Genomic DNA, 15,239 nt, shown 5'->3' with positions numbered 1-15,239 from the left:
TCAATTTAATGCAAAGTTAAAATTCTTTTATATGAATATCATCATTGATATAAACAAGAATTTTGTGGATAACTTGAAACCCCATTTCTTCCAATACTTTTTGGTAGCCCACCAATTGTTGACGGTGGGATGATGTTTCGGTTCCAGTTTTGTAATCGATGATTGTTGCTTGGTTTTGTGAATTGATTGTCACTCGATCTGGTCTTACAATGTCTCCTTGTTTCGTAATGATGTCCCGCTCATTGTAAACCTCTAAATCTGGAGCAAAATATGGCTTTAGGGATTGGTGATTTATGATGTTGAGAATTATAGGCTTCAACTCTTTGTGTTGTTTTGGATTTAATTTTCCGGTATCCAGGAATTGCCCCAAGGCAAAATCCACATCATCTAAAGTGTTCACCATGGCCATAATATCATGTACCAAATTTCCCTTTTCAATGGCGCGCTCTTGCTCCGTTTCCCAAAGGAGTCCGGCCTTGGTAAGAATTTTTAGGCTGTGATCTTCTCTTGGTGTTGAGATGAATTCTTCTTGAGTGTTGTTTTGTTCCTCCAGAGGCGGTTTTTTTGATTGCCTTTGTGGGGTCCCAAAAGAATATTCCAATTTGGAATCCTGCCAAAGTTGTTGCTCGTTCAGGTGTTGCATCAAGATTCCAGCATAGGTCTTATTGTTGAAATTGCCTTTGGAGTCCACATCTTTTTTGGAAATAATGTGCAGTTGTTCAATAGGCCTTGTACAGGCTACATACAGCAGGTTGATATTGTCGAGTTCCAATTGCGATTGCTGAAGTTCATAGAGCATTTTGCCAATGTCTCCAAAGTGCTCAATGTCCTTGCCGTAATTTAAAAGAGCATAGTTAAAGCCATTAAACTCTTCTGAAGTTAATGGAAACCATATTTTAGGGTCTACCTGTTTGTATATATCCATGTCGGCATATGGGAAAATGATCACTGGAAATTCCAGTCCTTTGGACTTATGGATGGTCATGATCCTCACAGCATTTTGTCCTTCTGGAGACACAATACTCAATTGGTCCTGTTTATTTTCGAAGAAGGAAATAAAGCCAGCGAGGTCATAGGTATGCTTTTGGGAGTATTCCAGTACCAAATCCAAATAGAATTGAATGTATGCATTGGACGTGTCGGTAAGTTGAAAGCTTCTAATTACGGTCTCAACCAAATCATATAAGGGGAGAAGTAAAATAGTATTGCTTTCTAAATAGATTCCATATTCTGAGAAACTACTCAGGAATTCATCTAGCTCTAAAGGGATATGTTTTTTAAAAAAGGAATGCTTGTCTGCTACTTTCAGCCTTTCCGCAAGCATGTTGAGAACTTCTACTTTTAATTCGTTGTTTTTGGGTTGAATTAATAGTTTTAAAAATGCATTGGTAAAGGCTACCTCTGGAGCGTTTTTAATGAGAAGGGTTTCGGAAGAAACAATGCTAATATTTTTTTCGTTTAGAAAATCCGCAATGGCTACACCTTCTTTTCCTTTTCTTACCAAAACACAAATGTCTTTAGGTTCAAAGCCATTGGCCAAACAGTTAAGAATGGTTTCGTAGGTGGCTTCACAATAAATTTCATTTCTGTCATCGTCTTTTGAAAATTCTAGAAACGATAGATTTACATAACCTTCGTCTTTGGAAAAGGATTCTTGGGAAGCTGTTTGGTAAAGCGATTGATAGGTTGTGTGACTAAAAGTGTTTTGAGCGATAAATTCAAACAGACTGTTGTTGAATTCCACAACGGTTTTGTAACTGCGGTAATTGGTAGGTAAGTTGGCTACTTTTTTGTCTACCTGAAAGGGGTTGGTATCTGTAAATAAATCGATGAATTGCTCAGCTTCACCACCACGCCAACGGTAGATGGCCTGTTTTGCATCGCCTACCAACATAGCTGTTCCGCTATCGGAAGCTAAAGTGTTGTTGAGCAATGGAATCAAGTTTTGCCACTGTAATGCCGAGGTGTCCTGAAATTCATCTATAAAATAATGGCGAAATTTTTCTCCAAGCCGCTCGTAAATAAAAGGGGAGGGCAAGCCCTTGATTTCGTTGTGGATGATATTGTTGAATTCTGAAATCAACAATTTGTTCTGTTCCTTTTGAATGGTGTTGAGTTCGTGCTGTATGGCGTTTAGCACCGAAAGTGGCGTACTGTTTTTGTAAATAGCCTTTACAAATCTAGATTGGTAAAACGCATTTTTTATGGTGTTGTAATGCTCCGTAAGTTGCGGTTGGATGGCATCTATTGTAGAGGCTACATTTTCGGTAACTTTTTTAGGATACAAGCGCTCTCCATCAATAAGGCCCTTTTCCCATTGTGTTCCGCCAAAGTCATGCTTAAAATTTTTGTTTGTGGCTTTAACAAAAAAGTTAGGAACACTTTTTCTGGTGAAATCACCATGTTCCAGACCGCTTTCTGATATTAATTCCAAGGCCGTTTGTGCTTCTCTTTTTAATGCCTTATCAAGGTCCTTTGCTTGTTTGGTTAAGGCCTTTTTTAGAATGTTGAAATCTTCAAGCGATTTGTCGTTGAACGTTTTTACATAAGGTAGTTCGTTTTCGTTGATAAGCAGTTTGGCTATTTTATTAAAATCGAAGGCTATATCCCAGCTTTTGTCATCGTCAGCCTTTTCAATTGCAAAATCAACCAAAACTTTTGTGAGTTCTTTGTTGGTGCCCGCTTTTGAAATTAAACTGTCTACAGCCTCATTTAACAGGGTGTTTTGATCTAGTTCAACTTCAAAATTTAAGGGAAGTTTTAGGTCATGTGCAAAGGTCCTTATCAGTTTATGTGTAAAACCGTCGATGGTAGAAATATCAAAGCTCGCATAGTTATGTACAATAGCGTTTAAAATACGTTTTGCTTTATTGTGAAGGTCTTTGCCTGTAAGTTCTGTCTCCCTGCAAAGCTCCTTAAACATACTGTTGTCCTGCTCCAAAATTTCGGGTTTAGCGAATTCTTGTAAGGTAGTGATGATACGTTCTTTCATTTCACCAACAGCTTTATTGGTAAACGTAATCGCCAGGATATGTTTAAACTGTTTAGGGTGCGAAGAGCTCACTAAAATTTTCAGATAGTCTTTTACCAATGTATAGGTTTTTCCACTTCCAGCAGAGGCATTATAGATTGAAAAAGGACTTCGACTTTGCATACAATGATTTTTTGACAAGATAGAAACTATCAATCATTTCATAGCTATTTAATATTTTTAATTGCGCTGTATTATGTGTAAATTTGGATGAATTTAATATTAATCACATAAATCAAATATTATGGCTTTCGAATTACCGAAATTAAAATATGCATACGATGCTTTAGAACCACATATCGATGCACGTACAATGGAAATACATCATTCAAAACACCATAACGGCTATACTAATAACCTTAATAATGCAATTGCAGGAACCGACTTGGAAGGAAAGTCAATAGAAAACATTCTTGCCAATTTGGATATGGACAACAAGGCAGTAAGAAACAATGGAGGTGGATTTTATAACCACAGTTTGTTTTGGGAAGTTATGAACCCGGAAGGAAAAGGGGTTTTGTCTGGAGAATTGAAAGATGCCATCGAAGCTGCATTTGGATCAGAAGAAGCATTTAAAGAAGCTTTCAGTAAGGCTGCTGCAACACAATTTGGTTCAGGATGGGCTTGGTTGTGCGTTCATAAAGGAGGGAAAGTTGAAGTTTGCTCTACGCCAAACCAAGATAATCCATTAATGCCTGGTGTTGGTTGTGAAGGGACACCTATTTTAGGTTTGGATGTTTGGGAGCATGCGTATTACCTAAATTACCAAAACAGAAGACCAGATTATATCAATGCGTTTTTCAACGTAATCAACTGGAATGAAGTAGAGCGTAGATATGCAGAAGCAAAATAATTCTTGAAAATTATTTGTTCAAATATTTAAAGGCAAGCCATATGGCTTGCTTTTTTGTTTTCTGTTGAAGCGATAATGTAAAAATAAAAAAGGTGAACTAATGTTCACCTTTTTTGCCCCAAATCTACCATAAACTTAACCTACTTATGTTATGGTGATAACGAATATAGAAGCACTTTTTAATTTATTTTAAAATTTTAGATGAACAACATTTAAATTAGCTGAATAGCACTTTTAATAAAAAAAGTGTCTGATTTTTAAATATTTACATTGATATTGAGTCTAGTTTTTGAGAAGTGATTAAAAATGTATCCTAAAAAATTGTAAGTCAAACCGATACAAAATAAAAAAGGTGAACTAACGTCCACCTTTTTTGCCCCAAATCTACCATAAACTTAACCTACTTATGTTATGGTATTAGCAAATATATAAGGTCTTAATTTTAACATTTTAATTTTTTAGACTAATGGCTCATAAATCGGTTTAAAGGACAAAAGCTCATAGTTTTGAATTGGCTTCAAAAAAAATAGAATAGTAGGTGGAGTAAATTGTTTGTGAATGAGTTAGTTAAGTTGTGAAATGACTGGAAATAAAAAAAGGTGAACTGTTGTTCACCTTTTTTTGCCCCAAATCTACCATGAACTTAACCTACTTATGTTATGGTGATGCTAAAGTATGCGTAATTTGCTTAACTGTTGATAAATATTAGATGAAATGCATTTTTATTAGACAAAAAGTATTTTTATCGGATAAAGTGCTCTAAAATATCAATCTTGTTAATAAGCTCTTTCTTTATTTCCTTCGAAGAAATTGATGAATGCTTTGTTAACCACTCTGTTACCTCCAGGTGTTGGGTAATCACCTGTAAAGTACCAATCTCCTAAATTATTTGGACAAGCAGAATGCAAGTTGTCTACCGTTTGGAAGATGGCTTCTACTTCGGCATTGATACTGTCATCGCAAATCAATTCAGAAATTTTGGCAGAAATTTCTTCGTCTGTAAATTGATCGTAGAGTTCCTTTACAAAGTTTTGTACATCCTTGTCTTCAAGATCTACTTGTTCTTTACATTTGTGGTAAACCTCTTCTACCATTTGGTATTTGTCATTTTCCTTAAGTAAGTCCAACATGGCTCTAAAGGCAATGAGATCCTCAAGTCTTGCCATGTCAATACCGTAACAGTCTGGGTATCTAATCTGTGGCGCAGAGGACACAACTACAATCTTCTTAGGGTGCAAACGGTCCATCATTTTAATGATGCTCTTTTTAAGAGTCGTCCCACGTACAATACTGTCGTCTATGATTACGAGGTTGTCCTGTGGCTTGATCACACCGTAGGTGGCATCATAAACGTGAGCTACCAAATCGTCTCTACTGCTGTCTTCAGTAATAAACGTTCTAAGCTTAACATCTTTTATTGCAATTTTTTCAATTCTTGGTCGCTCCGATAGAATTTCGGTAACACGTTCTGCCGAAAGTTTGCCTCCGCCGTCAAGAATCGCTTTTGTTTTCTTTTCGTTAAGGTGCTTTTCGATAGAATCGATCATTCCAAAGAATGAGGTCTCTGCTGTGTTTGGAATATAAGAGAACACCGAATTTTTTGTGTCATTATCAATAGCCTCAAGTACCTTTGGCATCAAAAGTTTTCCAAGGTTCTTACGTTCTTGGTAGATTTCGGCATCACTTCCTCTTGAAAAGTAGATGCGCTCAAATGAACACGCCTTACGCTCTAACGGTTCTAGAATCTTCTTGATAGATACTTCACCAGATTTCTTAGTAATAATGGCGTGGCCGGGATCCAATTCAACTACTTTGTCGAAATCTACGTTAAACACAGTTTGAATTACAGGGCGCTCAGAAGCCACCACTACAACTTCATCATCTTTATAGTAGTAGGCTGGTCTAATACCGGCTGGGTCACGTAAAACGAAGGAGTCTCCATGACCTAACAAACCAGCCATGGCATAACCACCATCCCAATTCTTGGCGGCTCTTTTTAATATTTTGGCTACATTCAAACGTTCTGCGATAATTGGAGAACATTCTCTTTTGCTGTAACCTTCTGCTTTAAGTTGTTTATATTTTTTAGAAACGGCGTCATCCAAGAAGTGACCAATTTTTTCCATGATGGTAATGGTGTCTGCCTTTTCCTTTGGATGCTGACCCAAGCGCACCAAACCATCAAATAATTGATTTACATTGGTCATGTTGAAGTTACCTGCAACAATAAGGTTTCTGTGCATCCAGTTGTTTTGTCTTAAAAATGGGTGAACACTTTCTACACTGTTCTTTCCAAATGTCCCATAACGAACGTGACCTAAAAGTAATTCGCCTACATAAGGAATGTGACGTTTTTGAAGTTCTACATCGTCTGCATATTCTGGGTTCTCACTCAATTCCTTGTTGATTCTAGAATTGATTTGAGCAAAAATATCCTGTATTGGCTGTTGCGCAATAGACCGCACGCGACTTATATAGCGCTCTCCTGGCTCAGTGTCTAATTTAATGCTGGCAAAACCGGCACCATCCTGACCACGGTTGTGCTGTTTTTCCATCATCAAATACATTTTGTTAACGCCATAAAAAGCACTTCCATACTTTTCTTTATAGAATTCCAATGGTTTTAAAAGTCTAATAAGTGCGATTCCGCATTCATGTTTTAAAGCATCACTCATAATGTCTGTTGTCAAGGTTTCTGCCGTAGCAGGATAATTTATTTAATTAAAAACGCACTCGTATAGGAGCGCGTTAGATTATGCTAGTTAATTTTAAACTGCGTTAAATTTTCAAATTGCTGTATGCGCTTATGGATTTCGTTGGATGATAAATCCTGCATTCGCTCGGTTCCAAATCGTTCTACGCTGAAAGATGCCATGGCTGAACCATAGATAACCGCATTTTTCATGTTCTCAAAAGAGAGGTCTTTGGATTTTGCCAAATACCCAGCAAAGCCACCGGCAAAGGTGTCGCCTGCTCCTGTTGGATCGAAAACTTGTTCCAATGGTAAGGCCGGAGCTGCAAACATGTGCTCTTCATGGAACAACAATGCTCCATGTTCACCTTTTTTGATCACTACATATTTTGGTCCCATTTCATGAATTCTCTTCGCAGCAGTTAACAAGGAGTGCTCTCCTGTTAGTTGCTTGGCCTCGTCGTCGTTGATAGTAATCACATCAATGCGCTTAATCACATTTAAAAGATCCTCCAATGCATTGTCCATCCAAAAATTCATGGTGTCCAAAATGGCCAGTTTAGGTGTGTTTACCATTTGGTCCAAAACGCTGGATTGTACGATAGGGTGTAAATTTCCTAACATTACAATTTCAGAATCTCTGTAATTGTGAGGTACCACAGGGTTGAAATCGGCCAAAACGTTAAGCTCAGTTATCAAAGTGTCACGGGAATTCATATTGTTGTGGTAACGGCCGCTCCAGAAAAAGGTTTTGCCGTGCTCTACAATTTCAATACCCGAAATATCCAAGCGTCTGTTGGATAAAAGGTTCAAGTAGTCTTGTGGAAAATCGCCTCCAACCACAGATACAATTGAGGCGTCTACATTGAATTCTGAAGCTGCCAAGCCTATAAAGGTCGCGGCACCTCCAAGTATTTTATCGGTTTTTCCGAAAGGGGTTTCAATAGCATCAAATGCTACTGTTCCAACAATAACTAACTTGCTCATAAAGAGGTTTCAAAATTTTGTGCAAATATAGTGTTTTACGCTCTAAATTACGAATATTATTTTCTTCCAAAATCGGCAGGAATTTCACCCCAAGCTTTGGTTTCCCATTTTACAATGGTAGTGGTATAGTCGTTATTTTTAAGCCAACTTACAGCGCGGTCCACTAGCTCAAACAATGCCTTGTTTTTCTCATTACGGGGAAGCTTGGTATTGCAGGTTTTTTTCTTCACCCAGCTCATGGCAATTTTGGAATCGGTGTAGATAATACGGTTGCTATTATTTTTTTTTAGCATTGCCAAGCCATGTACAATAGCTAGGAATTCCCCAATATTATTGGTGCCTTCAGGGAAAGGGCCCTGAATAAATAGTTGCTTTTTGGTTTTGGTGTCCACTCCGCGGTATTCCATAATGCCTGGGTTGCCACTAGAGGCAGCATCTACCGAAATGGAATTGTAGTTGGGCTGTCCTATCTTTTGCAGTTCGGCTGGAGACAGTTCACTTTTAAAGGTTTTTGGCTGACCAATAAAATCCTTGTAGTTGCCTTTAAATGCCGCTTTTGCAGCGTCAAAGGTTGGGAAGGATTTATAGAGAGCTCCGGGGTAATCCTTGATTTGTGCCTTGCAATCGTTCCAATTGTCAAAAACACCTGTTTTATGGCCCTTCCAAACCGTATAATATTTTTGTTTCTTTTTGGCCATCTATAACTTAATATATTACAGGGCTTATTTAGGATTAGTAATTGTTAGCTTTTAACGAAACCAGTCCAAGAGTTTAGTGCGCTTCGGTTAACAATTTCTCAACTACAACAGGGAAATGTTTCATTTCTAGGTCATGAACTTTTCTAGCAACATCATTAGCGTTGTCTAAAGTGTCTACAAAGCAACTGTCCTGAAAAATGATGGTGCCTTCATCATAATTCTCATTTACATAATGAATGGTAATGCCCGTTTTAAGTTCCTTGTTGGCTATTACGGCTTCGTGTACGTTCATGCCATACATGCCTTTTCCCCCATATTTGGGCAACAGCGCAGGATGGATGTTGATGACCTTATTATGGTATTCCTTTAAAATGTGGCCAGGGAACTTCCACAGAAAGCCGGCAAGAATGATCAGGTCCGGCTGGGAGGCCTTTAGAATGTTCAAGACATCATCTGTTTTATAAAAAGCCACCCTATTAAATGAAAGTGCACTTACTTCTAGTTTTTTGCATCGCTCCAAAACGGTCGCTTGTGGATTGTTGGTAAGCACTTGTACCACCGAAGCTGTTTTTGATTTGGAAAAATACTTGATTAAATTTTCGGCATTGCTGCCGCTGCCCGATGCAAAAATGACAATACGTTTCATGTTTCAGTGTTCAATTTAGGATAATTGTTGATACTAGCAGTTGAATAAAGCACTCTATATCAGCCAAGGTATTGTTCCTTTTTGAAGCCGTTATAGTATCCCTAAAAACCTAAACAAAAAAAAGAATAATATTTTACAATAAGAAAGGTAAAATGAAAATACTTAGAGTAGAATTTAGTAAATTAGAAACACATTTTTAAAGTAAACGTGTGTTTTAAGAATAAAGTTTTTTATTTTTGCCAACTAATTAAAACTTAAAATTAAAAGATTATGTCAGACATTGCATCAAGAGTAAAAGCGATTATCGTAGACAAATTAGGTGTTGATGAAAACGAAGTGGTAGCTGAAGCAAGCTTCACTAACGATTTAGGCGCAGATTCATTGGACACTGTAGAATTAATTATGGAGTTCGAAAAAGAATTCGATATTCAAATTCCAGACGATCAAGCTGAGAACATTGCAACAGTTGGTCAAGCTATTTCGTACATAGAGGAAGCAAAATAATTAAAAACAATTTATGGAATTAAGGCGAGTAGTAGTTACAGGTCTGGGCGCTTTAACACCTATAGGGAATACCAAGGATGAATATTGGGAAGGCCTTATGAGTGGTAAAAGCGGTGCGGCTCCTATAACATATTTTGATGCTGAAAAATTCAAAACCAAATTTGCTTGCGAGTTAAAAAACTTTAACCCAACCGATTTTCTTGATAGAAAAGAGGCTCGTAAAATGGACCGTTTTACCCAATATGCCATGGTAGCTTCAGACGAGGCGATTGCCGATGCCAAATTGGATCTGGACGCCATTAACAAATTGCGAGTTGGGGTTATTTGGGGAGCAGGAATTGGAGGTTTGGAGACCTTTCAGGATGAAGTGTTGAACTTTGCTTCTGGAGACGGTACACCAAGATTTAATCCGTTCTTTATTCCTAAAATGATTGCAGATATTGCACCTGGTAACATTTCCATTAAAAATGGATTTATGGGACCAAACTATACAACGGTTTCTGCCTGTGCTTCTTCGGCTAACGCTATGATTGATGCTTTAAACTATATTAGATTGGGGCATTGTGATGTAGTGGTTACAGGAGGAAGTGAAGCAGCAGTAACTATAGCAGGTATGGGAGGATTTAATGCCATGCATGCCTTGTCCACAAGGAACGAGAGTCCGGAAACAGCCTCTAGGCCTTTTGATGCCACCAGAGATGGTTTTGTTTTAGGAGAAGGAGCAGGTGCTATTATCCTTGAAGAATATGAGCATGCCAAAGCAAGAGGCGCCAAAATATATGCCGAAGTATTAGGAGGTGGTTTGTCATCAGATGCCTATCACATGACAGCGCCACATCCAGACGGTATTGGGGTAATTGCGGTAATGAAAAATTGTTTGGAGAACGCGGGAATTGCTCCAGAAGAAGTTGATCATATCAACACTCACGGAACATCTACTCCTTTGGGAGATGTTGCTGAGCTTAAGGCAATTTCTGAAGTTTTTGGTGACCATGCCAAAAATATCAATATTAACTCTACCAAATCTATGACAGGTCACTTGTTGGGTGCTGCCGGTGCTATTGAAGCTATTGCCTCTATTTTGGCAATGGAGCACGGTGTGGTTCCTCCAACGATCAATCATGAGGTGGTAGATGATAAAATTGATCCAGCATTAAATTTAACATTAAATACAGCTCAAAAGCGAGACATAAAAGTTGCTATGAGTAATACCTTTGGCTTTGGGGGACACAATGCATGTGTCTTATTCAAAAAATTAGATTAATTCCCGAATGAATTACATTCGTAACATATTAAATTCCCGTTCTAAAAATGACGGGAATTTTTTTTTACAACTCAAAAGTATTCTAGGGTTCAAACCTAAAAAAGAGAGTCTGTACATCAAGGCGTTTACCCACCGCTCCATGAATTTGAAGGATAAAAAGGGGAACCCTATCAACTACGAGCGTTTAGAGTTTGTAGGGGATGCAATGTTAAGTGCTGTTGTGGCTTCGTATCTGTTCAGCGAAGTGCCTCATGGAGATGAGGGCTACCTTACCAAAATGCGCTCTAAGGTGGTTAGCCGGGAGCACCTCAATGAACTTGGCAAGGAACTCAAACTGATAGATTTGGTAAAGAGTAAAATTGCAAAATCCAACTTTGGTAACAACATTCATGGCAACCTTTTTGAGGCATTGGTAGGAGCGATCTTTTTAGACCGTGGCTATAAATATTGCGAACGTTTTATTTTTGATCGTGTCATCAATCCTCATGTGGATATTGAGACCTTGGAAGGAAAGGTGATCAGTTATAAAAGTTTGCTTATTGAATGGTGCCAGAAGGAAAAGAAGACCTTCGATTATAATGTTTACGAAGATACAGGTAACGATAATTTAAAACACTTCTCCGTTAAATTATCGATAGACAACAAAGTTGTGGCCAAAGCAAGGGCCACCTCCAAGAAAAAAGCAGAGGAAAAGGCCTCGAAAAGAGCCTTCTTTGCCTTTCAAAATAAAATCACAAAGTTTTTTAATGAATAGCTATTTATTTGCAATAATTTAAAAGTAACTATAACGTTTTCGTTGGGTTTCGGAAGAAGATTAACGAAAACTTCATTTTTTAATAATTAGAATATAGTATATTTACACCATCATTATTTTGATGGGAGCATGGCTTTGCATAAATTACTTGTTGACGATTTTTATGATGCCTCTTTTTCACTTTTAGCCATTCATTGTAGGTTGGAAGATTACAGATTGGCTTACCTGCTAAATTCCTACTTAGATCTTAAATTGAAGCGTAAACCCCAAGATTTGGATTATAAATATTTTGCGGCTACTTACGCCATATTTGAGTGGGAAAATGAGAAGAAATACATGACTTGGAACATGATTTCCAATGTGTGTAAAAAAGAAGAAGACAGTTTGCAAAGCTCCGGGTCACTTTTTGACCTTCAGCAAAAGGTGTTGAAAACCTATAATTTGATACCCGAGCTGAAAAATGTTGATTATTTGATAAAGATCACAGACGAGAACGAACAGTTTAACGAAAAACATGTTCTCGATAAAATACAATCTATACCACAGGTTATAACGGCCTACAGTGTAGATACTGAACAATTGAAATCTAAGGATTATTTAATTTTTTAATTAATGCAACAAAGAAAGAAAACTAAAATAGTTGCCACTTTAGGCCCTGCAACCAGTAATAAGGAAGTGTTGAAAGGCATGATGGAGGAAGGTGTTAATGTATTCCGAATTAACTTCTCTCACGCAGATTACAAGGATGTTGAAGAACGAATCAACATGATCCGTGAGCTTAACGAAGAGTTTGGATTTAACACGGCCATATTGGCGGATCTTCAAGGACCAAAACTGCGTGTTGGGGTTATGAAAGGAGAAGTGGTAGTGAATGAAGGAGATGAAATTATTTTTGCCACTGGAAAACGATTTGAAGGAACCAAAGAACGAGTTTATATGACTTATGAAAGGTTCCCACAGGATGCCAAGCCAGGAGAACGTATTCTGTTGGATGACGGAAAATTAATTTTTGAAGTTGTATCTACAGATAATAAATCAGAGGTAAAGGCCAGGGTCATCCAAGGAGGACCTTTAAAATCCAAAAAAGGGGTAAACCTTCCTAATACAAACATATCTCAACCTGCCCTTACTGAAAAGGATATAGAAGATGCCATTTTTGCCATTGGTCAACAGGTGGATTGGATTGCCTTGTCTTTCGTGCGTCATGCAGAGGATTTAATGCAACTTCAGGAATTGATCAAAGAGCATAGCGATGAAAAGATCCCAATCGTGGCCAAAATTGAAAAACCTGAAGCCGTAGAAAATATCGACAAGATTGTAGCTTACTGTGATGGTTTGATGGTGGCCCGTGGAGATTTGGGTGTAGAAGTTCCTGCTCAGGAAGTACCGCTTATCCAAAAACAATTGGTATTACGTGCCAAAAAAGCTAGAATTCCAGTAATTATCGCTACCCAAATGATGGAAACGATGATTTCCAGTTTAACACCAACACGTGCCGAGGTAAACGACGTTGCCAACTCCGTAATGGACGGTGCGGATGCGGTGATGCTTTCAGGAGAAACATCGGTAGGGTCGTATCCTGTTCAGGTAATTAAAACGATGTCTAACATCATTCGTAGTGTGGAAGATTCTCACTTAATCCAAGTGCCACAATCACCACCGCACATCCGCACAAAACGATACATTACAAAATCTATTTGTTACCATGCGGCTAATATGGCCAACGAAATCAATGCCAAGGCTATTTCTACATTGACCAATAGTGGGTATACGGCATTCCAGATTTCGGCTTGGAGACCAAAATCACACATCCTCGTATTTACCTCCAACAAACGCATTCTTACCCAACTTAGTTTGCTATGGGGTGTGAACGCTTTCTACTATGATAAGTTTGTAAGCACGGATGAAACTATTGAGGATGTTAACGCGATTGCCTGTGATAAAGGATATTTGACTGAAGGTGATATGTTGATTAGTCTAGCGGCTATGCCTATCCAGGAAAAGGGAATGGTAAACACGTTAAGGGTTTCAGAAATTACCAGTTGTAATATTAAATAAAATATTATTTAAAAATAGATGAAAGGCGATTCGGTAATTACCGAATCGCCTTTTAGTTTTAAGTGCAATTTATGATTAGCTCAAAAGCTAAGCAATCATGGAAAGCTTTTCGCTAGCGTTATTTTTATGTGAATTGTTTTCAAATTGGTTAGAGGTGTTTTTTTTGCCTCCCGCTTTTAAGGCTTGTTCTCCCGAAAAGAAAGTCTTGTGGTCATCGCCAAGGTCTGAACCTGCCATTCTTTGGTGTTTTACACAGGAAACACCTTTTCGAATTTCTTGACGCTGCACCTTTTTAACATAAGCCAACATGCCATCTTCTCCGAAATAGTTTTCGGACAAATCATTCATTTGGAGGGCTGTGGTGTGGTAAGTTGGAAGGGTAATTAAATGGTGAAAAACCCCTGCCTCATTTGACGCATCTTTTTGAAACGATTTTATTTTATCATCTGCTATATTAGATAATTCTGAGTTATCATATTTTATATCCATTAAATTATCCTTGTCATAAAAGGACATATCTTTTCCAGATGAAAGCATTTCTTCATACGCCTGTTTTCTAAAATTCAAGGTCCAGTTAAAGGAAGGAGAATTGTTATAAACCAATTTGGCATTAGGAACAACAGCTTTTACTCGGTTAACCATGTGCGCAATTTGTTTTAGGTTTGGTGTTGGGGTTTCAATCCAAAGTAAATCCGCTCCATTTTGAAGGCTTGTTATACAATCTAAAACTACCCTGTCAATATTTGAATGTTCTCTGAATTTATAAAGCCCATTTGGAAGCCTAACAGGTTTTACTAGTTTACCGTCGCGTTTAAAGAGCACATCATCTTCTTTGGCATTAATAATACTTGTTTCCTCAGCTTCAATAAAGGCTAGATATTGCGAAGCTAAATCACCGGGCTCTTTGCTAACCGGTAATTTTTGTGTTAAACCTGCACCTTCTGAATCTGTTCTGGCCACGATAATGCCATTTTCAACACCTAATTCAAGGAACGCATATCTCACGGCATTTAGTTTGGCTATAAAATCCTCATGAGGAACGGTAACTTTGCCATCTTGGTGGCCGCATTGTTTGGCGTCGGATACTTGGTTTTCAATTTGAATAGCGCAAGCACCAGCTTGGATCATTTGTTTGGCCAAAAGGTAAGTGGCTTCTTCATTTCCAAACCCAGCATCAATATCGGCAATGATAGGGACGATGTGTGTTTCAAAATTATCAATTTGTTCTTGGACATCTTCACCGTTTTCCAATCTTCTAAACAAATCATTAAGTTCAATGGCATCCGCTTGACGCAAAAACTGGTAGATTTCCTGAATCAATTTTGGTACAGCTGTTTTTTCATGCATGGATTGGTCTGGTAATGGTCCAAACTCTGAGCGTAAAGCGGCTACCATCCAGCCCGATAGATAAAGGTATTTTTTGTTGGTGGTATTATGGTGTTTCTTGATGGCGATCATTTTTTGCTGGGCGACAAAACCGTGCCAACAGCCAAGAGACTGGGTGTAATTTGAAGAATTGGCGTCGTATTCTGCCATGTCCTTTCTCATGATGCTAGCCGTGTATTTGGCTATGTCCAAACCTGTTTTAAAAGGATTTTGCGCAATCATTCTAGCTGCATTTTCTGCGCTGATGGATTTCCAGGATTCACCGTATTTTTCTTTCAGATTTTGTACAGTGTGTAAGGCCGAGCAGTAATTGCTTTGTTGTAGATTTTTCATAATTTTGTGATACGTTATTTTTATTAATAATTA

Annotated in this window: 12 protein-coding genes; 6 read left to right on the top strand and 6 right to left on the bottom strand. The window is 38.0% G+C overall.

The features are described 5' to 3' along the window. Positions 1–16: 16 nt before the first annotated feature. On the bottom strand, positions 17–3,154 hold the full coding sequence (locus ZA05_RS04595) for an exodeoxyribonuclease V subunit beta (RefSeq protein ID WP_053990505.1): 3,138 nt from the start codon (positions 3,152–3,154) through the stop codon (positions 17–19). Positions 3,155–3,275: 121 nt separating this feature from the next. Between ZA05_RS04595 and ZA05_RS04590 the strand changes: the two genes are divergently transcribed. After that, complete coding sequence (locus tag ZA05_RS04590; RefSeq protein ID WP_053990504.1) at positions 3,276–3,884, top strand: superoxide dismutase; 609 nt, start codon at positions 3,276–3,278, stop codon at positions 3,882–3,884. Positions 3,885–4,660: 776 nt separating this feature from the next. On the opposite strand, the gene ZA05_RS04585 is transcribed toward ZA05_RS04590, so the two are convergent. The 4 genes from ZA05_RS04585 to ZA05_RS04570 all read right to left on the bottom strand — a co-directional run bounded on the left by ZA05_RS04585 (position 4,661) and on the right by ZA05_RS04570 (position 8,907). Beyond that, positions 4,661–6,559 carry an amidophosphoribosyltransferase gene (locus ZA05_RS04585; RefSeq protein WP_053990727.1) on the bottom strand — a complete coding sequence of 633 codons (1,899 nt, stop codon included), beginning with the start codon at positions 6,557–6,559 and terminating at the stop codon, positions 4,661–4,663. An 83-nt stretch (positions 6,560–6,642) separates the two neighbouring features. Then, a complete protein-coding gene (locus tag ZA05_RS04580) occupies positions 6,643–7,563 on the bottom strand; it encodes a PfkB family carbohydrate kinase (RefSeq protein ID WP_053990503.1) in 921 nt (306 codons plus the stop codon). Positions 7,564–7,619: 56 nt separating this feature from the next. Then, positions 7,620–8,261 (bottom strand): viroplasmin family protein, encoded by a 642-nt coding sequence (locus tag ZA05_RS04575; protein WP_053990502.1) that lies wholly within the window; start codon positions 8,259–8,261, stop codon positions 7,620–7,622. Between the two features lie 73 nt (positions 8,262–8,334). Beyond that, entirely contained in the window at positions 8,335–8,907 is a 573-nt protein-coding gene (locus tag ZA05_RS04570) for a phosphoribosylglycinamide formyltransferase (protein ID WP_053990501.1), read from the bottom strand. Positions 8,908–9,177: 270 nt separating this feature from the next. Here ZA05_RS04570 and ZA05_RS04565 point away from each other — a divergent pair, with 270 nt between their 5' ends. The 5 genes from ZA05_RS04565 to pyk all read left to right on the top strand — a co-directional run bounded on the left by ZA05_RS04565 (position 9,178) and on the right by pyk (position 13,487). Then, complete coding sequence (locus ZA05_RS04565) at positions 9,178–9,411, top strand: acyl carrier protein (protein WP_009778413.1); 234 nt, start codon at positions 9,178–9,180, stop codon at positions 9,409–9,411. Positions 9,412–9,424: 13 nt separating this feature from the next. Further along, a complete protein-coding gene (gene fabF, locus ZA05_RS04560; protein ID WP_053990500.1) occupies positions 9,425–10,675 on the top strand; it encodes a beta-ketoacyl-ACP synthase II in 1,251 nt (416 codons plus the stop codon). 7 nt (positions 10,676–10,682) lie between these two features. After that, positions 10,683–11,429 (top strand): ribonuclease III, encoded by a 747-nt coding sequence (rnc, locus tag ZA05_RS04555; RefSeq protein ID WP_053990499.1) that lies wholly within the window; start codon positions 10,683–10,685, stop codon positions 11,427–11,429. Between the two features lie 129 nt (positions 11,430–11,558). After that, complete coding sequence (locus tag ZA05_RS04550) at positions 11,559–12,038, top strand: IPExxxVDY family protein (RefSeq protein ID WP_053990498.1); 480 nt, start codon at positions 11,559–11,561, stop codon at positions 12,036–12,038. A gap of 3 nt (positions 12,039–12,041) precedes the next feature. Next, positions 12,042–13,487, top strand: a complete 1,446-nt coding sequence (gene pyk / locus ZA05_RS04545; protein ID WP_053990497.1) for a pyruvate kinase — start codon at positions 12,042–12,044, stop codon at positions 13,485–13,487. 87 nt (positions 13,488–13,574) lie between these two features. Here pyk and ZA05_RS04540 read toward each other — a convergent pair whose 3' ends face one another. After that, positions 13,575–15,206, bottom strand: coding sequence for an isocitrate lyase (locus ZA05_RS04540; RefSeq protein WP_053990496.1), 1,632 nt, complete (start codon positions 15,204–15,206; stop codon positions 13,575–13,577). Positions 15,207–15,239 lie beyond the last annotated feature (33 nt).

Source organism: Mangrovimonas sp. TPBH4 (assembly GCF_001280505.1).
Lineage (GTDB): Bacteria > Bacteroidota > Bacteroidia > Flavobacteriales > Flavobacteriaceae > Mangrovimonas_A.
Note: the sequence above shows the minus strand (reverse complement) of the source record. Positions and strands in the feature narration are given on the sequence as shown.